15 protein-coding genes, 3 tRNA genes and 3 rRNA genes are annotated in these 20,886 nt (G+C 47.2%); 14 read left to right on the plus strand and 7 right to left on the minus strand.

All coding sequences use genetic code 11. From position 1 onward, the window contains the following. Positions 1-11: 11 nt before the first annotated feature. A complete protein-coding gene (gene glyQ / locus VEJY3_RS00090) occupies positions 12-932 on the minus strand; it encodes a glycine--tRNA ligase subunit alpha (RefSeq protein ID WP_014230431.1) in 921 nt (306 codons plus the stop codon). Positions 933-1,415: 483 nt separating this feature from the next. Here glyQ and VEJY3_RS00095 point away from each other — a divergent pair, with 483 nt between their 5' ends. Together VEJY3_RS00095 and VEJY3_RS00100 are read left to right on the plus strand one after the other, a co-directional pair. Continuing rightward, entirely contained in the window at positions 1,416-1,970 is a 555-nt protein-coding gene (locus tag VEJY3_RS00095) for a TMEM165/GDT1 family protein (RefSeq protein WP_014230432.1), read from the plus strand. A 206-nt stretch (positions 1,971-2,176) separates the two neighbouring features. Continuing rightward, positions 2,177-2,437, plus strand: a complete 261-nt coding sequence (locus VEJY3_RS00100) for a hypothetical protein (protein ID WP_014230433.1) — start codon at positions 2,177-2,179, stop codon at positions 2,435-2,437. Between the two features lie 33 nt (positions 2,438-2,470). On the opposite strand, the gene tusA is transcribed toward VEJY3_RS00100, so the two are convergent. Beyond that, a complete protein-coding gene (gene tusA, locus VEJY3_RS00105) occupies positions 2,471-2,719 on the minus strand; it encodes a sulfurtransferase TusA (RefSeq protein WP_014230434.1) in 249 nt (82 codons plus the stop codon). A 132-nt stretch (positions 2,720-2,851) separates the two neighbouring features. Between tusA and VEJY3_RS00110 the strand changes: the two genes are divergently transcribed. Beyond that, complete coding sequence (locus tag VEJY3_RS00110; RefSeq protein ID WP_014230435.1) at positions 2,852-3,034, plus strand: hypothetical protein; 183 nt, start codon at positions 2,852-2,854, stop codon at positions 3,032-3,034. A 165-nt stretch (positions 3,035-3,199) separates the two neighbouring features. Next, positions 3,200-4,141, plus strand: coding sequence for a LysR family transcriptional regulator (locus VEJY3_RS00115; protein ID WP_014230436.1), 942 nt, complete (start codon positions 3,200-3,202; stop codon positions 4,139-4,141). 44 nt (positions 4,142-4,185) lie between these two features. On the opposite strand, the gene VEJY3_RS00120 is transcribed toward VEJY3_RS00115, so the two are convergent. The 3 genes from VEJY3_RS00120 to fadB form a co-directional block, all read right to left on the minus strand. Then, entirely contained in the window at positions 4,186-5,166 is a 981-nt protein-coding gene (locus tag VEJY3_RS00120; RefSeq protein WP_014230437.1) for an MDR family oxidoreductase, read from the minus strand. Positions 5,167-5,424: 258 nt separating this feature from the next. Beyond that, the gene (fadA, locus tag VEJY3_RS00125; RefSeq protein ID WP_014230438.1) at positions 5,425-6,600 is read right to left on the minus strand and encodes an acetyl-CoA C-acyltransferase FadA; all 1,176 of its coding nucleotides are present in this window, start codon (positions 6,598-6,600) and stop codon (positions 5,425-5,427) included. Between the two features lie 15 nt (positions 6,601-6,615). Next, a complete protein-coding gene (gene fadB / locus VEJY3_RS00130) occupies positions 6,616-8,787 on the minus strand; it encodes a fatty acid oxidation complex subunit alpha FadB (protein WP_014230439.1) in 2,172 nt (723 codons plus the stop codon). A 272-nt stretch (positions 8,788-9,059) separates the two neighbouring features. On the opposite strand from fadB, the gene VEJY3_RS00135 reads away from it, so the two are divergent. The 9 genes from VEJY3_RS00135 (at position 9,060) to rrf (ending at position 17,536) form a co-directional block, all read left to right on the plus strand. Continuing rightward, entirely contained in the window at positions 9,060-9,683 is a 624-nt protein-coding gene (locus VEJY3_RS00135; protein WP_014230440.1) for a YigZ family protein, read from the plus strand. 46 nt (positions 9,684-9,729) lie between these two features. Then, a complete protein-coding gene (locus VEJY3_RS00140; RefSeq protein WP_014230441.1) occupies positions 9,730-11,187 on the plus strand; it encodes a TrkH family potassium uptake protein in 1,458 nt (485 codons plus the stop codon). Between the two features lie 9 nt (positions 11,188-11,196). Continuing rightward, a complete protein-coding gene (gene hemG, locus VEJY3_RS00145) occupies positions 11,197-11,724 on the plus strand; it encodes a menaquinone-dependent protoporphyrinogen IX dehydrogenase (protein WP_014230442.1) in 528 nt (175 codons plus the stop codon). Positions 11,725-12,176: 452 nt separating this feature from the next. Further along, a 16S ribosomal RNA gene (locus tag VEJY3_RS00150) occupies positions 12,177-13,729 on the plus strand. Between the two features lie 91 nt (positions 13,730-13,820). Beyond that, a tRNA-Glu gene (locus tag VEJY3_RS00155) sits at positions 13,821-13,896 on the plus strand. Between the two features lie 2 nt (positions 13,897-13,898). Continuing rightward, a tRNA-Lys gene (locus VEJY3_RS00160) sits at positions 13,899-13,974 on the plus strand. Positions 13,975-14,004: 30 nt separating this feature from the next. After that, a tRNA-Val gene (locus VEJY3_RS00165) sits at positions 14,005-14,080 on the plus strand. Between the two features lie 356 nt (positions 14,081-14,436). Next, a 23S ribosomal RNA gene (locus tag VEJY3_RS00170) occupies positions 14,437-17,327 on the plus strand. 92 nt (positions 17,328-17,419) lie between these two features. Then, positions 17,420-17,536 (plus strand): 5S ribosomal RNA (gene rrf / locus VEJY3_RS00175). Together the 16S, 23S and 5S rRNA genes with 3 tRNA genes alongside form the textbook arrangement of a ribosomal RNA operon. Before the next feature lie 285 nt (positions 17,537-17,821). On the opposite strand, the gene ilvY is transcribed toward rrf, so the two are convergent. Continuing rightward, entirely contained in the window at positions 17,822-18,712 is an 891-nt protein-coding gene (gene ilvY / locus VEJY3_RS00180; RefSeq protein WP_014230443.1) for an HTH-type transcriptional activator IlvY, read from the minus strand. A gap of 137 nt (positions 18,713-18,849) precedes the next feature. Here ilvY and ilvC point away from each other — a divergent pair, with 137 nt between their 5' ends. After that, on the plus strand, positions 18,850-20,334 hold the full coding sequence (gene ilvC, locus VEJY3_RS00185) for a ketol-acid reductoisomerase (protein ID WP_014230444.1): 1,485 nt from the start codon (positions 18,850-18,852) through the stop codon (positions 20,332-20,334). Between the two features lie 289 nt (positions 20,335-20,623). On the opposite strand, the gene VEJY3_RS00190 is transcribed toward ilvC, so the two are convergent. Continuing rightward, positions 20,624-20,875, minus strand: coding sequence for an accessory factor UbiK family protein (locus VEJY3_RS00190; RefSeq protein ID WP_014230445.1), 252 nt, complete (start codon positions 20,873-20,875; stop codon positions 20,624-20,626). Positions 20,876-20,886: the final 11 nt, after the last annotated feature.

Below are 20,886 nucleotides of genomic sequence, written 5' to 3' on the forward strand. Positions count from 1 at the left end.
AGATCGACCCCTTACGCGTTATCTTCTTTTTTACACATTGGGAAGCCAAGCGCTTCACGTGATGCGTAGTATGCTTCTGCTACTGACTTAGTCAGGTTACGGATGCGTAGGATGTAGCGTTGACGCTCAGTTACTGAGATCGCCTTGCGTGCATCTAGCAGGTTGAACGCGTGGCCAGCTTTCAGGATGCGTTCGTAAGCAGGCAGTGGAAGAGGCTTTTCAAGTGCAACGAGCTCTTGACACTCTTTCTCACACTGTTCAAAGAAGCCGAATAGGAAATCAACGTCAGCGTGTTCGAAGTTGTAAGTTGATTGTTCCACTTCGTTTTGGTGGAAGATATCACCATAAGTAACTTTGCTGCCGTCTGGCGCAATGTTCCAAACCAGGTCGTAAACTGAATCTACTTCTTGGATGTACATTGCAAGACGTTCGATACCGTAAGTGATCTCGCCAGTTACTGGTTTACACTCAAGGCCACCAACTTGTTGGAAGTAAGTAAACTGAGTTACTTCCATGCCGTTTAGCCATACTTCCCAGCCTAGACCCCATGCGCCTAGTGTTGGGTTTTCCCAGTTGTCTTCTACGAATCGGATGTCGTGTACAAGTGGGTCAATACCAAGAACTTCAAGGGAACCAAGGTACAACTCTTGGATATTGTCTGGCGATGGTTTTAGCGCTACTTGGAATTGGTAGTAGTGCTGAAGACGGTTAGGGTTTTCACCATAACGGCCATCAGTAGGACGACGTGAAGGTTGTACATAAGCTGTCGACATTGGCTCTGGGCCAATCGCTCGTAGACAGGTCATTGGGTGAGAGGTACCCGCACCAACTTCCATATCTAGTGGTTGAACAATGGTACAACCATTTTGAGCCCAATAATCCTGCAGCGCGAGGATCATTCCCTGGAAGGTTTTGATATCGTATTTTTGCATAAGTCAGGTTCGCGCGATTCTCTTGTTACTCGTTAATTCGCCGTCTATGCCGAGTTTTACAACTCTAACAAGGGCGATAAGGAGTAATTACGGTTGAATAAATTAACAATCTAGTATACCCAGATATTGAGCATGGGAGTAGAGCTAATCTTGATTAATTCGTGGGCAATTTTCTCCTTTAATGGATTTTTACCGAGTTATCTACCGTATTTTTCTTAAAAGGGAGTTTTCGTCTGATTTGGTGCTTGAGATGCGCTACAAGGTTGGCTAGAATTGCGCCTGTCTTTGGGGAGTAGCTTACCCGATGGAGTTTCTATTTCATCCGGTTCGTTCGTCAACATAATTGGTGCAAAATCACCATGGCGCTCGAGACTCGAAGCCTTTCGAGTTTAGCAAGACCTTAGACAAATCATCACGAACCGGGGTGGGGCGTGAGGTTTGTCTATGGTTAAATATTATAATCCCTGCCCCAAAGAGCATGTCGTGAGCGTTTTAGCTATTTCAATTACTACTGTCGCGTTAGCAGAAATTGGCGATAAGACCCAATTGCTTTCGTTGTTACTTGCTAGTCGATACCGTAAACCGGTTCCTATTATTGCAGCCATCTTTTTAGCCACTATTGCTAACCACGCTTTAGCTGCATGGTTAGGTGTCGTTGTAGCCGATTATCTGTCTCCTGAAGTTTTAAAATGGGTGCTAGTGGTCAGTTTTGTTGCCATGGCGGCCTGGATTCTGATTCCGGATAAACTCGATGACGATGAAGAGATCTCCAACCGCGGCCCGTTCATTGCCAGTTTTATTGCCTTTTTTGTTGCTGAGATTGGAGACAAAACTCAAATAGCAACCTCTATTCTGGGCGCGCAGTATGCCGATGCCTTGAGTTGGGTGGTATTAGGTACGACGATAGGTATGTTACTGGCGAATGTGCCTGTGGTTCTGATCGGTAAGTTATCTGCGGATAAAATGCCTTTGGATCTTATCCGTAAAGTGACCGCATTTTTGTTCGTCTTATTGGCGATTGGTGCGGCATTCTTCTAGTTTTACCTATTTGGGCAAAGCTAACGGCTTAGCGTTACTTTGCCCCGAAACGTCGTTGAAAATGGAGCGAATTATCAATAACTAGTGAATTCGTGGCTTACTTCAAACTCTGGCATAAATTCGTTCAAGAGCGTGACGAGTGGCATATTAGTGTCATACTTGTCATGGTAGTTTAGTGCTGTGAATGATAGCGAGAGGGCAAGTTTATGCTTACACGTTACATGGGGATGACCCCAAAGAGTCAGAGTTATTTATTCACTTTTGGTTTGGCGCTGTGCTTGTTGGCATTGGTGCTAACCGATATGTGGTTACCGATTGTAGCGGGAACTTTCATACTCACCGGGTTAACGGTAGAAGCATGGATTCGAGTTGCACACATCATACCGATGCATGAAGAAATGCGGGCGATGAAGAAACAGCTCAATAAGCTACAGTCAGAAATACGCACATTAGAATACGATGAATAAGTAAACGGCAGCCAGATAGGCTGCCGTTTTTGATTATTCCAAACCTTTCTTTATCAGGTATTGATAGGGCAACTGCTCTGTTTGTGCCGCTATCAACTGATGATCCATAAATCGGCAGAAACTCGGAATATCTCGAGTCGTCGATGGATCGTCCGCTTTCACCAGCAAAATTTCACCATCTTGCATGTTGCGAATTGTCTTCCTGACCATCATCACTGGCTCTGGGCAGCGCAGTCCCTCTGCTTCTAACGTCTTGGTTGCCAGTTCAGGATTAAAGCTCATAGTGTGACTCTCGTAGCTAACTTAGCGTTGAATTTTACGTTCGTGGAAAAAATATTCAATAACCACTTGGCAAAGTGTTATTTTTGCTTTACCTTAAATTAACAAATTGGTAACAAGTAGTAAGGAGAGGCGATGCTGACAGCTTTAGACAGACTAACGATATATTCTGTGCTGTGCTTTATTTCGTTCTGCGCGTTAGTGCTCAGAACACCAGCTGAAACCTCACTGATGCCTTTAGTAGGCGTGATTGCAACGATTTTGGGTATTTGGATTGAGATGCATAAATGGTCAGATGCATCCGAGCAAGAAAATTAATTTTGCTTAACTCAATCAAGATACATTGATTTTGCCATCTTCTTTTTACCAACACTTCATTCCGACACTATCCCCATTTTTTCTTGGGCTTCCCCGCTGAAAGGCGGGATTTTTTTTGCCTGAAGAGTACAATTTATCTAAACCCATTCATAATATATGGTCATTGTGGAATTAGAAGACATTTATCGCCGAGATCTCAATTTATTAGTCGCATTACGCGTGCTTATTGAAGAAAGCAGTGTTAGTAAGGCAGCAACTCGGCTGAATTTAAGCCAGTCGGCGATGAGTCGAGTGCTTGGACGACTACGTGACTTATTAGGCGATCCTCTTTTCACTCGACAGGGGCAGCATTTAATCCCCACGCAAAAGGCTCTGGAAATTGATCGCTCCCTGGGAGAGCCGTTAGAGTCGCTGCGCCAATTGCTTTCACCTATTGGGTTTGATCCGTTGCATTGCGACCAGACTTTTACTATCGCCACGACAGATTACGCCATGCAGACCATCTTGCCTTTTGCCTTGCCGCGTATTTATCAGGAAGCGCCCAATGTGTCGTTTAACTTCCTGCCATTGCAGCACGATAGGCTGTCTGATCAACTTACCTATGAAAGCGCCGATCTTGCCATTTGCCGACCGACCGGTCCCATTGAGCCATTGCGTAGTGAAATATTAGGCCGGGTTGGTGTGTTGTGTTTATTGTCGAAGCAGCACCCGCTGGCAGATAAAGAGATGAATCTCGAAGATTATTTGGGGCATCCACATGCAATGATTGCAATCAGTGATGGGGTAAATGCGCTGATTGAACAAGCTCTGATTGATAAGCCACAACGTAAAATGGTGCTGCGTGCTTATCACCTGGAAGCGGCATTGGCGATTGTTGATACCCTGCCAATCATTATCACCGTTCCGGCAGATTTAGCGTATTTGGTAGCGGAGCGTTATGACCTGATGGTGAAACCTCTGCCGTTTGAATTTACTCCGTTTGATTACTCGATGATCTGGCATGCGCGTTGTGAGCATTCACCTGCGCAAGAATGGCTGAGAGGGATTGTGAAAGAGGAGTGCGGACGTTTGATTGCCAAGCGCATCGAAGACATGGGATTAGGTTGATCAAAAAGAGCCAGCAATGCCGGCTCTTAGTCTGTCTAATTGATCTAGAGCTTAATAACCACGCGTCCAGTAACCTGGCCGTTAGTGATGTCTTCGGCGTATTTAGGTGCTTTGGCTAGCTCGACTTCGGTACAAGCTTGCTCAAAGTAGCTATCAGGTAATAGCTCAACCAGCTTTTCCCATGCGGCGATACGTTTTTCAGTCGGACACATTACTGAGTCGACACCTTGCAGACGCACGTTGCGTAGGATAAATGGCATCACAGTTGTTGGCAGGTCAAAACCACCTGCCAGGCCACATGCTGCGACTGCGCTGTTGTAATCCATTTGTGCCAATACTTTTGCCAGCACTTTGCTGCCGACAGTATCAACTGCACCTGCCCAGATTTGTTTCTCAAGTGGGCGAGCTGGTTCTTCAAACTCAACGCGGTCGATGATGCGACTAGCGCCCAGCTTTTCTAGCAGTGGACCGTTTTGTTCTACGCGACCAGTAACGGCTGCGACTTTGTAACCCAGTTGAGCCAACAATGCGACTGCGACTGAACCCACGCCACCACTTGCGCCAGTAACAAGGATTTCGCCTGCTTCTGGTTTGATATCAGCATCAAGCAGCGCTTGAACACACAGCATTGCGGTAAAGCCAGCGGTACCGACCATCATTGCTTTTTTGCTGTCTAACCCTTTTGGTAGCGGTACTAACCAATCGGCTTTCAAGCGAGCACGTTGCGCCATGCCGCCCCAGTGATTCTCACCTACGCCCCAGCCTGTCAGTACCACTTTGTCGCCAGCCTGGTAGCGTCCATCTTCAGAGCTCACCACGGTACCAGCCAGGTCAATGCCCGGAACCATTGGGAAGTTACGGATGATTTTACCTTTGCCCGTAATCGCCAAACCGTCTTTGTAGTTTAACGATGAGTAGTCAACGTCAATCAGGACGTCACCTTCAGGGAGTTGGGTTTCATCAATTTGTTCGATGTTGGCGATAGTACGTTTGTCTTCTTGGTTTAGAACTAGAGCATTAAACATGAGGTTCTCCGAGTGTGCGGTAGTGTGGCTGGGATGCCACAGCAGCAAGATATTAACTGCCTCTAAGTGTATGTCTTGTTTGGTTATGAATAAAATGAAAGTTCATCATTTAATCTATGCGTTTAGCGCATATATGTCTGATAAAAACTTAAAAATAAAGGGCGACACAACATGTCGCCCTTAAGTCTAATACTAAATGACTTTAGCATCGGTGCATTTCATCAGGATGCTGAGTGGATCACTCTGTCGTTCAAAGACCTAAGGTCTTTCAAATACAGTCGCGATACCCTGACCAAGACCGATACACATGGTCGCAAGGCCGTATTTCGCGTCTTTTGCTTCCATTAGGTTGATCAGCGTCGTAGATATACGAGAGCCAGAACAGCCTAGTGGGTGGCCCAGAGCGATAGCGCCGCCATTCAGGTTTACTTTTTCGTCCATCACATCAAGCAGACCCAGGTCTTTAGCACATGGTAGTGACTGTGCTGCGAACGCTTCATTTAGCTCGACTACGTCCATATCTTCGATAGACAGACCTGCACGTTTTAGCGCTTTTTGTGTTGCTGGTACCGGACCGTAACCCATGATTGACGGATCGCAGCCTGCAACCGCCATGCCCTTGATACGCGCGCGAATCTTCAGACCAAGCTCGTTGGCTTTTTCTTCACTCATGATCAGCATTGCTGAAGCACCATCTGATAGTGCAGAGGAGGTACCTGCCGTAACGGTACCATTTGTCGGGTCGAATACCGGACGAAGCTGAGACAGGCCTTCTACCGATGTTTCTGGACGGATAACTTCATCGTAATCCAGAGTAAATAGTGTGCCGTCTGCCGCGTGACCTTCGATTGGCAGGATTTCGTTCTTAAAGCGACCTTCTACCGTTGCTGCATGAGCACGTGCATGAGAGCGCGCGGCAAACTCATCTTGTTGCTCGCGGCTAATACCGTGCAGTTTACCCAGCATTTCGGCCGTTAAACCCATCATGCCTGCGGCTTTTGCTACGTTCTTCGCCATACCCGGGTGGAAGTCTACACCGTGGTTCATTGGTACGTGACCCATGTGTTCAACACCACCGATCAGGCAAATCTCGGCATCGCCAGTCATAATTGCGCGTGTACCGTCATGCAAAGCCTGCATGGATGAACCACACAAACGGTTTACGGTAACCGCGCTAATTTCAATTGGCAGACCAGCCAGCAGCGCTGCGTTACGTGCAACGTTAAAGCCTTGTTCCAGCGTTTGTTGTACACAGCCCCAGTAGATGTCTTCGATCTCACTTGGGTTTACTTGCGGGTTACGCGCCAGAATGCCTTTCATCAGTTGTGCAGATAGGTCTTCAGCACGAGTATTACGGAAAGCGCCACCTTTAGAGCGACCCATTGGGGTACGTAGACAATCTACTACGACAACATTTCTTGTTTGATTAGTCATTTTGGGAATCCCTCCTTAGATAGAGCCTTGCTGTTGTGCGCCGTAGAAGGTCTCTCCTTTGGCTGCCATATCAATCAGCATTTGCGGTACTTGGTACATCGCGCCTAGTTCAGCGTGTTGTTTTGCTGTTTCGATGTACTCAGCAATACCAACGCTGTCTAGGTAGCGGAATACACCGCCGCGGAATGGAGGGAAGCCCAGACCGTAAACCAGAGCCATGTCCGCTTCTTGTGGTGTCGCGATAATGCCTTCCTGTAGACACAGCACCACTTCGTTGATCATAGGAATCATCATTCGTTGGATGATGGTTTGCTCGTCGAAGTCACGTTTATCTGCACATACGTCAGCTAACAGTGGCAAGATTTCTTCAGAGAAGGTCTTCTTCGGTTTACCTTTCTTATCAACTGAATAGCTGTAGAAACCGCTGCCATTTTTCTGGCCAAACTTGTTGGCTTCAAACAAAGTATCAATCGCATCGCGACCTTGCTTGCCCATACGCTCTGGGAAGCCTTCAGCCATGACGGCTTGTGCGTGGTGAGCGGTATCGATACCTACAACGTCAAGCAAGTATGCTGGACCCATTGGCCAACCAAACTTGCGTTCCATGATTTTGTCGATTTGAGTGAAGTCAGCGCCGTCACGAAGCAGCATGCTGAAACCACCAAAGTACGGGAACAGTACGCGGTTTACGAAGAAACCAGGGCAGTCATTAACGACGATTGGTGATTTACCCATTTTCGCTGCGTAAGCCACAACACGGTTGATGGTTTCATCTGACGTTTTTTCACCGCGGATGATCTCAACCAATGGCATGCGATGCACAGGGTTAAAGAAATGCATACCACAGAAGTTTTCTGGGCGTTGTAGTGACTGAGCCAGAACGTTGATTGGAATGGTCGATGTGTTAGACGTAATAACCGTATCTTCGCCCACGTTTTGCTCGACTTCGCTAAGTACCGCAGCTTTTACTTTCGGATTCTCAACCACGGCTTCGACAATCACATCTGAGTTTTCGATGCCAGCGTAGTGCAAGCTTGGAGTAATAGACGCGAGGATGCCCGCCATCTTGAAGCCGTCAAGACGACCCGTAGCAAGACGCTTATTCAGCAGTTTCGACGCTTCGTTCATGCCCAAATCTAGAGATGCCTGAGCGATGTCTTTCATCAGTACAGGCACACCTTTCAGTGCAGATTGGTAAGCGATACCGCCACCCATGATACCTGCGCCAAGTACAGCAGCACGTTTAGTGTCTTTGTTTGCTGATTTTGCCGCTTTTTTAGCGATGCCTTTAATGTACTGATCGCTAAGGAACAGACCAACCAGTGATTTCGCTTCTTCTGATTTTGCCAGTTTAACGAAGTGCTTACGTTCAACATCCAGCGCTTCATTACGTGCAAATCGAGCGCCTTCTTCAATAGTAAGGACTGATGTGATTGGTGCCGGGTAGTGTGGGCCCGCTTTTTGCGCCACCAGGCCTTTTGCCATGGTGAAGCTCATCATCGACTCTAGCTTGCTTAGCGTTAGTGGTGATGTTTTTTGTTTGCGGCGAGCTTGCCAATCAAGTTTTTCGTTGATTGCAGACGTCAGTGTTTGCAGAGCGGATGCATGCAGAGAGTCTGAATCGACAACCGCATCTAACAGGCCAAGTTTTAGTGCTTCATCAGCACGGAGCGCTTTACCTTGTGTAATGATTTCCATCGCGTTATCAGCACCGATAACACGAGGTAGACGTACACAACCACCAAAGCCTGGCATGATGCCAAGTTTCGTTTCTGGTAGACCGATGCTGGTGGTTTTGTCACCGATGCGCATGTCTGTTGCCAATACACACTCGCAGCCACCACCAAGAGCGTGGCCCTTGATGACTGAGATGGTTGGGACTGGAAGGTCTTCAAGTTTGTTGAAGATGCTGTTGGCGAATTGTAGCCACTGATCCAGTTCTTCATCAGTCTTAGCAAACAGGCCTAAGAATTCAGTAATGTCTGCACCTACAATGAACGCATCTTTATCTGAAGTCAGCATTACGCCTTTCAGACCTTGGTGTGCGATAAGTGCATCAAGGGCTTTGTCTAGTGACTCTAGTGTCGCTAAATCGAGTTTATTTACGGATTTTGGCGAGCAGAAACTCAGCTCTGCAATGCCATCCTGTATTTCCTTTACCTGTAGGGTTTCGGCTTGGTAAATCATTGTCTATCTCCATGACATACAATCTGGGATTGTCTGTATACCTATTAAAATGGTGCCCTTCCTCGTATAAATAGCTTCGGATAAATAGGTATCGAGGAAGTGTTTTATTCTAATTCTGGCTTGACCATTGATGTTAGTTTTGATCGGTGGATGTTTAATTTCAATACATTTTTCAAACAAGTGTTTAACATTGTGCGCTGAGCCAGATCTTATGCGACTTGTAAATCGCACTCGTGGTAGACTTCAGGCAAAGAGACAAGCGACCTAATTCTATGAATGACCAGCCTTATTTGATTCCTGCACAACCGACTCAATTTGAAGAAGAGATCAAAAAGAGTGTGTTTATTACTTATCTTGCCCATACGCCAAGTGTCGATGCTGCGAAAGCGTTTGTAGAGCAAGTAAAAACAAAACACGCGGATGCGAGGCATAATTGCTGGGGATTTGTCGCCGGAAGACCAGAAGACTCGATGAAGTGGGGCTTCAGTGACGATGGCGAACCGTCTGGAACGGCAGGTAAGCCTATTCTCGCGCAGCTCTCTGGTTCAGGGGTTGGAGAAATTACGGCGGTTGTCACCCGTTACTCAGGCGGCATCAAATTAGGGACGGGTGGTTTAGTGAAGGCCTATGGTGGTGGTGTACAACAAGCACTCAGGCAGCTTCAAACTATTGAGAAAAAAATAACCACAAAGCTCAGACTAGCGTTAGACTATGGGTTTATGCCTATCGCACAGTCTATTATGCCTCAGTTTGGGGCGGTTGAAGTTGATGCTGAATACAGCGATCAGGTCGTGCTGGTGGTAGAAATTGAGCTTCGTGAAGTGAGCGGATTTACCCAAGCTATCATTAATAAAAGTGGGGCGAAGGCAATTGTTACCCCACTAGACGGAAAATAATGAAAAACAGTAAGCGACAGGGACAGCTTCGCTAGTCAATCAATCCATGCAATTTCGTTCAATTATTCGTATCGTCGGGCTATTGCTCGCGCTTTTTAGTGTCACAATGCTCGCGCCTGCGCTTGTCGCGCTGACTTACCGAGATGGTGCTGGTGTGCCTTTTGTCACGACCTTTTTTGTTCTGCTGTTTTGCGGGGCGGTGTGCTGGTTTCCGAACCGTAGGCATAAGCATGAGCTAAAAGCGCGTGACGGATTCCTTATCGTAGTCTTATTCTGGACCGTATTGGGCAGTGCGGGCTCCATACCTTTTTTGATCGCTGATAATCCTAATATATCGGTAACGGACGCTTTTTTTGAGTCATTTTCCGCTTTGACGACCACCGGTGCGACGGTGATTGTTGGTCTGGATGAATTACCCAAAGCAATCTTGTTCTATCGTCAGCTACTTCAGTGGTTTGGCGGGATGGGGATCATCGTATTAGCGGTGGCCATTTTGCCTGTGTTAGGTATCGGTGGCATGCAGTTGTATCGTGCTGAAATCCCGGGGCCGGTAAAAGACACCAAAATGACGCCGCGTATTGCTGAGACAGCCAAAGCGCTTTGGTATATCTACTTGAGCCTGACGATTGCATGTGCGACAGCATTTTGGTTGGCAGGGATGACACCGTTTGACGCCATCAGCCACAGTTTCTCTACCATCGCGATTGGCGGTTTCTCAACGCATGACGCAAGCATGGGGTATTTCGACAGTTACGCAATCAACCTTATTACCGTCGTATTTCTCCTGATCTCAGCGTGTAACTTTACTTTGCACTTTGCGGCATTCTCGTCCGGCGGGGTACATCCTAAATACTATTGGAAAGATCCCGAGTTTCGCGCATTCATCTTTATACAGGTGATACTGTTTGTTGTTTGCTTCTTATTACTACTGAAGCACCACTCATACACGTCCACGTACGATGCTTTCGACCAAGCGCTTTTCCAAACAGTCTCTATTTCAACCACGGCTGGTTTTACGACAACAGGCTTTGCGGATTGGCCATTGTTCTTACCCGTCTTGCTGCTGTTCTCATCTTTTATTGGTGGATGTGCTGGCTCGACAGGTGGTGGTATGAAAGTAATTCGCATATTGCTACTTACCTTACAAGGTGCTCGTGAGCTGAAGCGTCTGGTTCACCCTCGCGCGGTCTACACCATTAAAGTTGGTGGTAGCGCACTACCACAACGAGTCGTTGATGCCGTTTGGGGATTCTTCTCTGCGTATGCGTTGGTGTTTGTTGTGTGTATGTTGGGGCTGATCGCGACCGGAATGGATGAACTGAGTGCATTCTCTGCCGTTGCCGCCACCTTGAATAACCTTGGTCCGGGCCTTGGAGAAGTGGCGCTTCATTTTGGTGATGTAAATGACAAAGCAAAATGGGTTCTGATCGTGTCCATGTTGTTTGGTCGTCTAGAAATCTTTACCTTACTCATTCTACTCACGCCAACGTTTTGGCGTAGCTAAGGGGATATCGTGGCAAAAGCATTGTTCTTATACTCTTCTCGTGAAGGGCAAACAAAAAAAATCTTCCACTATATAGATGAGAAGCTAACGGACTTCGATTGTGATTTAGTGGATCTACATAATGTAGACACTATTGATTTCGAACCTTATGACAAAGTGCTGGTTGGGGCTTCTATTCGTTATGGGCATTTGAATAAGAAGTTGTACCAATTTATTGAACGCCACCTTACTCAACTGGAAAAGCATAAAGTCGCTTTCTTCTGTGTGAACCTAACGGCACGTAAAGAAGACCAAGGTAAAGATACGCCAGAAGGCAGTGCGTATATTCGTAAGTTCTTGATGAAATCACCTTGGAAACCAGAGTTAATAGGCGTGTTTGCTGGCGCTCTTTATTATCCGCGCTACGGATGGTTCGACAAAATGATGATTAAGTTCATCATGTCGATGACGGGTGGAGAAACGGATACAACGAAAGAGGTGGAATACACCAACTGGGAAAAAGTGACTCTTTTCACGGATAAATTCAAAGAACTGTAGAAATAACGTGCTCTTTTAAGTGTTTTTGATGCTATTTCATTCGAATGATAGAAAATTCAAAAAAAACCTCAAAAAGGGCTTGCCAATGTGATCGCAATCTCTATAATGCCACCTCGCTGACACGGCAACGCTTCGAAAGAAACGAGCCAGGGTTAGCAAGCCAAATTAGCCAAGCGGAAACGCTTGAAAAAAGTTTGAAAAAAGTGATTGACACTAAACTTTAACTCGCTAAAATGGCCGTCCGATTTGAGCGAAGCTCAATAGGAAAGCTCTTTAACAATATAGACCTATCAATCTGTGTGGGCACTCGTTGATGATAATCCAATTAGATACCTCGGTATCAAATTAGGTTTCAATGATACGAAGTGACCATTGAATCTTCGGATTCAGCACAGTCAATTCAAACATTACTTTATGTAATGTTCAGTATTCATTGAGCCGAACAAAATCTTAAATTGAAGAGTTTGATCATGGCTCAGATTGAACGCTGGCGGCAGGCCTAACACATGCAAGTCGAGCGGAAACGAGTTAACTGAACCTTCGGGGGACGTTAACGGCGTCGAGCGGCGGACGGGTGAGTAATGCCTAGGAAATTGCCCTGATGTGGGGGATAACCATTGGAAACGATGGCTAATACCGCATGATGCCTACGGGCCAAAGAGGGGGACCTTCGGGCCTCTCGCGTCAGGATATGCCTAGGTGGGATTAGCTAGTTGGTGAGGTAAGGGCTCACCAAGGCGACGATCCCTAGCTGGTCTGAGAGGATGATCAGCCACACTGGAACTGAGACACGGTCCAGACTCCTACGGGAGGCAGCAGTGGGGAATATTGCACAATGGGCGCAAGCCTGATGCAGCCATGCCGCGTGTGTGAAGAAGGCCTTCGGGTTGTAAAGCACTTTCAGTCGTGAGGAAGGTTTATGCGTTAATAGCGTATAGATTTGACGTTAGCGACAGAAGAAGCACCGGCTAACTCCGTGCCAGCAGCCGCGGTAATACGGAGGGTGCGAGCGTTAATCGGAATTACTGGGCGTAAAGCGCATGCAGGTGGTTTGTTAAGTCAGATGTGAAAGCCCGGGGCTCAACCTCGGAATAGCATTTGAAACTGGCAGACTAGAGTACTGTAGAGGGGGGTAGAATTTCAGGTGTAGCGGTGAAATGCGTAGAGATCTGAAGGAATACCGGTGGCGAAGGCGGCCCCCTGGACAGATACTGACACTCAGATGCGAAAGCGTGGGGAGCAAACAGGATTAGATACCCTGGTAGTCCACGCCGTAAACGATGTCTACTTGGAGGTTGTGGCCTTGAGCCGTGGCTTTCGGAGCTAACGCGTTAAGTAGACCGCCTGGGGAGTACGGTCGCAAGATTAAAACTCAAATGAATTGACGGGGGCCCGCACAAGCGGTGGAGCATGTGGTTTAATTCGATGCAACGCGAAGAACCTTACCTACTCTTGACATCCAGAGAACTTTCCAGAGATGGATTGGTGCCTTCGGGAACTCTGAGACAGGTGCTGCATGGCTGTCGTCAGCTCGTGTTGTGAAATGTTGGGTTAAGTCCCGCAACGAGCGCAACCCTTATCCTTGTTTGCCAGCGAGTAATGTCGGGAACTCCAGGGAGACTGCCGGTGATAAACCGGAGGAAGGTGGGGACGACGTCAAGTCATCATGGCCCTTACGAGTAGGGCTACACACGTGCTACAATGGCGCATACAGAGGGCGGCCAACTTGCGAAAGTGAGCGAATCCCAAAAAGTGCGTCGTAGTCCGGATTGGAGTCTGCAACTCGACTCCATGAAGTCGGAATCGCTAGTAATCGTGGATCAGAATGCCACGGTGAATACGTTCCCGGGCCTTGTACACACCGCCCGTCACACCATGGGAGTGGGCTGCAAAAGAAGTAGGTAGTTTAACCTTCGGGGGGACGCTTACCACTTTGTGGTTCATGACTGGGGTGAAGTCGTAACAAGGTAGCGCTAGGGGAACCTGGCGCTGGATCACCTCCTTATACGATGATTATTCACGATGAGTGTCCACACAGATTGATATGGTTTATGAAGTTTAAGAGATAGAACATCCCCCAAGATGTTCAACTTAGTGTCCCGTTCGTCTAGAGGCCTAGGACACCGCCCTTTCACGGCGGTAACAGGGGTTCGACTCCCCTACGGGATACCATTGGGTCGTTAGCTCAGTTGGTAGAGCAGTTGACTTTTAATCAATTGGTCGCAGGTTCGAATCCTGCACGACCCACCATTCTTCTCCACGAAGAATTAAAACTTATGTGGGCGATTAGCTCAGTTGGGAGAGCACCTGCCTTACAAGCAGGGGGTCACTGGTTCGAGCCCGGTATCGCCCACCATTCTCTAAGCATTTTTGGAATAAAACATCCAAACCAGAGCAAGCAATTGATACTGGTTGGTATTTTTGACTCTGAAAGTCTTTAGAAAATGTACTTCCTTGTGAAGAAACATAGCTCTTTAACAATTTGGAAAGCTGACAAAATAATCTTTAAGATTATTTGTAAAGTTCTCAAAGTATTCATGTATTTGAATACAACTAAAAACACATTCAAGTGTTCTTGGAATTTGAGTCCGGCAAAATCGTAGTTTGGCTCTGCTTTTTAAAGCGGAAACAAACTAATGTCTCTCGCTCATTCAAATAATGAGAGACAACTTTGGTTGTTTAACATCAATTCGAAACTCCTTCGGGTTGTATGGTTAAGTGACTAAGCGTACACGGTGGATGCCTTGGCAGTCAGAGGCGATGAAGGACGTATTAACTTGCGATAAGCCCAGATTAGGCAGTAAAAGCCACTTGAGTCTGGGATTTCCGAATGGGGAAACCCACTTACATAAGTAAGTATCCTGTTGTGAATACATAGCAACAGGAGGCGAACCGGGGGAACTGAAACATCTAAGTACCCCGAGGAAAAGAAATCAACCGAGATTCCGAAAGTAGCGGCGAGCGAAATTGGACTAGCCCTTAAGCTTTATAAGCGTTAGGTGAACAAGCTGGAAAGCTTGGCGATACAGGGTGATAGCCCCGTAACTGACGACGCATATTCAGTGAAATCGAGTAGGGCGGGACACGTGATATCCTGTCTGAATATGGGGGGACCATCCTCCAAGGCTAAATACTACTGACTGACCGATAGTGAACCAGTACCGTGAGGGAAAGGCGAAAAGAACCCCTGTGAGGGGAGTGAAATAGAACCTGAAACCGTGTACGTACAAGCAGTAGGAGCAGGCTTTGTCCTGTGACTGCGTACCTTTTGTATAATGGGTCAGCGACTTATATTCAGTGGCAAGGTTAACCATCTAGGGGAGCCGTAGGGAAACCGAGTCTTAACTGGGCGTTCAGTCTCTGGATATAGACCCGAAACCAGGTGATCTAGCCATGGGCAGGTTGAAGGTTGAGTAACATCAACTGGAGGACCGAACCGACTAATGTTGAAAAATTAGCGGATGACTTGTGGCTAGGGGTGAAAGGCCAATCAAACCTGGAGATAGCTGGTTCTCCCCGAAAGCTATTTAGGTAGCGCCTCGGACGAATACTACTGGGGGTAGAGCACTGTTAAGGCTAGGGGGTCATCCCGACTTACCAACCCTTTGCAAACTCCGAATACCAGTAAGTACTATCCGGGAGACACACGGCGGGTGCTAACGTCCGTCGTGGAGAGGGAAACAACCCAGACCGCCAGCTAAGGTCCCAAATTACTACTAAGTGGGAAACGATGTGGGAAGGCTCAGACAGCCAGGATGTTGGCTTAGAAGCAGCCATCATTTAAAGAAAGCGTAATAGCTCACTGGTCGAGTCGGCCTGCGCGGAAGATGTAACGGGGCTAAGTAGTAAACCGAAGCTGCGGCAATGCACTTTTGTGCATTGGGTAGGGGAGCGTTCTGTAAGCGGTTGAAGGTGTGTGGTAACGCATGCTGGACGTATCAGAAGTGCGAATGCTGACATGAGTAACGATAAAGGGGGTGAAAAACCTCCTCGCCGGAAGACCAAGGGTTCCTGTCCAACGTTAATCGGGGCAGGGTAAGTCGACCCCTAAGGCGAGGCCGAAAGGCGTAGTCGATGGGAAACGGGTTAATATTCCCGTACTTCTTACAATTGCGATGGGGGGACGGAGAAGGCTAGGTGGGCCTGGCGACGGTTGTCCAGGTTCAAGTGCGTAGGCTTGAGAGTTAGGTAAATCCGGCTCTCTTTAAGGCTGAGACACGACGTCGAGCTACTACGGTAGTGAAGTCATTGATGCCATGCTTCCAGGAAAAGCCTCTAAGCTTCAGATTGTAAGGAATCGTACCCCAAACCGACACAGGTGGTCGGGTAGAGAATACCAAGGCGCTTGAGAGAACTCGGGTGAAGGAACTAGGCAAAATGGTACCGTAACTTCGGGAGAAGGTACGCTCTCGACGGTGAAGTCCCTTGCGGATGGAGCTATTGAGAGTCGCAGATACCAGGTGGCTGCAACTGTTTATTAAAAACACAGCACTGTGCAAAATCGTAAGATGACGTATACGGTGTGACGCCTGCCCGGTGCCGGAAGGTTAATTGATGGGGTTAGACTTCGGTCGAAGCTCTTGATCGAAGCCCCGGTAAACGGCGGCCGTAACTATAACGGTCCTAAGGTAGCGAAATTCCTTGTCGGGTAAGTTCCGACCTGCACGAATGGCGTAATGATGGCCACGCTGTCTCCACCCGAGACTCAGTGAAATTGAAATCGCTGTGAAGATGCAGTGTACCCGCGGCTAGACGGAAAGACCCCGTGAACCTTTACTACAGCTTGGCACTGAACATTGACCCTACATGTGTAGGATAGGTGGGAGGCTTTGAAACAGGTACGCCAGTATCTGTGGAGCCGTCCTTGAAATACCACCCTTGTAGTGTTGATGTTCTAACGTTGACCCCTTATCGGGGTTGCGGACAGTGCCTGGTGGGTAGTTTGACTGGGGCGGTCTCCTCCCAAAGCGTAACGGAGGAGCACGAAGGTGGGCTAATCACGGTTGGACATCGTGAGGTTAGTGCAATGGCATAAGCCCGCTTGACTGCGAGAATGACAATTCGAGCAGGTGCGAAAGCAGGTCATAGTGATCCGGTGGTTCTGAATGGAAGGGCCATCGCTCAACGGATAAAAGGTACTCCGGGGATAACAGGCTGATACCGCCCAAGAGTTCATATCGACGGCGGTGTTTGGCACCTCGATGTCGGCTCATCACATCCTGGGGCTGAAGTCGGTCCCAAGGGTATGGCTGTTCGCCATTTAAAGTGGTACGCGAGCTGGGTTTAGAACGTCGTGAGACAGTTCGGTCCCTATCTGCCGTGGGCGTTGGAGAATTGAAAGGGGCTGCTCCTAGTACGAGAGGACCGGAGTGGACGAACCTCTGGTGTTCGGGTTGTGTCGCCAGACGCATTGCCCGGTAGCTAAGTTCGGGATCGATAACCGCTGAAAGCATCTAAGCGGGAAGCGAGCCTTGAGATGAGTTCTCCCTGATACTTTAAGTATCCTAAAGGGTTGTCGTAGACTACGACGTTGATAGGCAGGGTGTGTAAGCGTTGTGAGGCGTTGAGCTAACCTGTACTAATTGCCCGTGAGGCTTAACCATACAACACCCAAGGGGTTTTGATGGACTCAATGTAAGAACATTGAATGTGTAAAAACGAGAATTAAAAACAGCTTTCCGAATTAAAGAATTTGCTTGGCGACCATAGCGTTTTGGACCCACCTGACTTCCATTCCGAACTCAGAAGTGAAACGAAATAGCGCCGATGGTAGTGTGGGGCTTCCCCATGTGAGAGTAGGACATCGCCAGGCTTTAAATTTGCAAAAAAGCCCGCTAGCAATAGCGGGCTTTTTTGTTATTTACGCTTTTCAAAATATGCTTCATAAAATTAATAAAACTTAATCTACGCACAACCACCCCTTAATTATCAATCACGTATCCTCTCTCTAGAATCAAAAAGTAAGAGGATACAACGTGAACATTTTAGGATATTTACAGAACGCTCATGGTGCCAATCGTCGTACTGCCGGTCGAGGTTTAATGCTTGGTTTTTTCGACGGTGACTGTAGAGATAAACTCCAGGGTATTTGGAGCGACTACTGAGCAATAAAGCTTCCCTCGGCTAACTCCCACAACGCTTTGACTAATGAGTTTTCCAATTGCGATCGTTTGCAACACACACCGAGCTGGAATGGTTTGATTGGTGCAAACGAGAGACGCTGAATGCTATCTCGTACAGGGCTGTTATTAATCACAACATCTGGCGCGATTCCGACACCACAACCTAACGCCACCATACTGACAATGGCTTCATGACCAGAAATTTGCGCGTAGATATTCGGTTTAATTTTCATTTTTTTAAACCAGGCATTGGCTCGGTCCCGAGCGGTACCGGATTCAGGCACAATGAAAGGAATCTTATTCCAGTCGGGATGTTCTTTGTGTAGCTCTTCAACCCAAGAACTGATGCCTATGGGGGCTATTACGGAAAGTGGAATTTCAGTGATGGTGGTGAACTCCACTTTAGATGAAAGGTGCTCTGGCATGGCTGAAATGGCGATATCGGCCTCATCATTCATTATCTTATCGATGGCCTGAGCCGGGTCGCCTGTCAAAAGCTTGAATTCAATGTAAGGGTGCTTTAAGCGAAACGAGTTGAGCAGCTGAGGCAAGTGGCTGTAGCTGGCGGTCACGGAGCAGAACAATCGAACTTCACCTTTAAGAACATCGTCTTGCACATTTATTTGAGATTGGAATTGTGTCCAGTCGTGAACCATCTTCATCGCTACTGGCTGAAATTTTTCACCAGCGGGCGTTAACTCCACACTCCGGTTGTCCCTGACAAAAAGCGGGTGGCCTATCTCTTCTTCTAATTTTTGAATCTGACGACTCAAAGCAGATGGACTCACGTGCATAGTGGCTGCTGTCTTACTAAAATTCTTGCTGTCACAGATATCAAGGAAAAGTCGGATGGTTTTTATATTCATGAAATTACCGTGTTGCACTTTTTGCAATTACTAATTGTGAATATATCACTTTAAGCAATTAAATGTCTGTTCTAGTATGAACTCATTCGGTAATACTAATACCGACCTCTACGGAAGAATCTTAAAGGAGCACCCTAATGGCTAACTATTTCAATACTCTAAACTTGCGTGAGCAATTGGACCAACTAGGTCGTTGTCGTTTTATGGACCGCAGTGAGTTTGCTTCAGAAGCAGACTACCTAAAAGGTAAGAAGGTTGTCATCGTAGGTTGTGGTGCTCAAGGCCTGAACCAAGGTCTAAACATGCGTGATTCTGGTCTGGATGTGTCATACGCACTTCGTCAGGCTGCAATCGACGAGCAACGTCAGTCATTTAAAAATGCAAAAGACAACGGTTTTGAAGTAGGCAGCTACGAGACTCTAATCCCTCAAGCGGATCTAGTTGTTAACCTAACTCCAGACAAGCAGCACTCTAACGTTGTTGAGACAGTAATGCCTCTAATGAAAGAAGGCGCTGCACTAGGTTACTCACACGGTTTCAACGTTGTTGAAGAAGGCATGCAAATCCGTAAAGACCTAACGGTTGTAATGGTTGCACCTAAGTGTCCTGGTACTGAGGTTCGTGAAGAATACAAACGTGGTTTCGGTGTTCCAACTCTAATTGCGGTTCACCCAGAGAATGACCCTAAAGGCGATGGTCTGGAAATCGCGAAAGCATGGGCAGCAGCAACTGGCGGTCACCGCGCAGGTTGTCTAGAGTCATCTTTCGTTGCAGAAGTAAAATCTGACCTAATGGGTGAGCAAACTATCCTATGTGGCATGCTTCAAGCTGGTTCTATCGTATGTTACGAGAAGATGGTTGCGGAAGGTATCGACCCAGGTTACGCAGGTAAACTACTTCAGTACGGTTGGGAAACAGTAACAGAAGCACTGAAATTCGGTGGCATCACGCACATGATGGACCGTCTGTCTAACCCAGCGAAAATCAAAGCGTTTGAGCTTTCTGAAGAGCTAAAAGATCTAATGCGTCCGCTTTACAACAAGCATATGGATGACATCATTTCTGGTCACTTCTCTAGCACTATGATGGCTGACTGGGCGAACGACGACGTGAACCTACTAGGCTGGCGTGAAGAGACTGGTCAAACAGCATTTGAAAACTACCCAGAAACTGACGTTGAAATCTCTGAGCAAGAGTACTTCGACAACGGTATTCTAATGATTGCGATGGTTCGCGCAGGGGTTGAGCTAGCGTTTGAAGCAATGACTGCATCAGGCATCATCGATGAGTCAGCGTACTACGAGTCACTACACGAACTACCGCTAATCGCAAACACAATTGCACGTAAGCGCCTATACGAGATGAACGTAGTAATCTCTGACACTGCAGAATACGGTAACTACCTATTCGCAAACGTAGCAACGCCGCTACTACGTGAGAAGTTCATGCCTTCAGTAGGTACTGATGTTATCGGTAAAGGCCTAGGTGAGACTTCAAACCAAGTTGATAACGCAACACTTATCGCGGTTAACGAGAAGCTTCGCAACCACCCAGTTGAGTACATTGGTGAAGAGCTGCGTGGTTACATGACTGATATGAAGCGTATCGCTGTAGGCGGCTAAATTACTGGCCTTAAGGTTCCATTTCGGTGTCGAAGGTGCTCATTTACTATCGTAAACTCCGCGCCTTCTCCTAGAAATGAAATCTTAATACTGCGTAATTTACATACTCTAAAGTAACGCAGTAAAAGAACTCCAGGCAGACTGGGGTCAATAAATAAAAAACACAACATCTAATCAAAAGGCTTGGTCGCCGTTGACCAAGCCTTTTTTATTTATGGCTCGTTTGGTTGGAGTACAAAAAAGGCTGACACCTGAGTGTCAGCCTTTGAATCTTATCGGAAGACGATGCTTATTTGTCTGCCAGTTTCGCTTCAAGTTCTGCCAGTTTTGCTTCCATCTCAGTTAGTTTCTGACGAGTACGAAGCAGAACCTGAGTCTGAACATCAAACTCTTCACGGCTAACAACATCAAGCTTGTTAAGCTGACCTTGAATCACTTGGCGAACTTTCTGATCAACATCTGCACCTAGCTCTTTCACTGGTGCTGGCATAGAGTCATGAATCTGCTTAGCGATTTGCTCTAGTTTCTTTGGATCAAACATAGTGGTTAAAA

The organism is Vibrio sp. EJY3, from assembly GCF_000241385.1.
Classification (GTDB): Bacteria; Pseudomonadota; Gammaproteobacteria; order Enterobacterales; family Vibrionaceae; genus Vibrio; species Vibrio natriegens.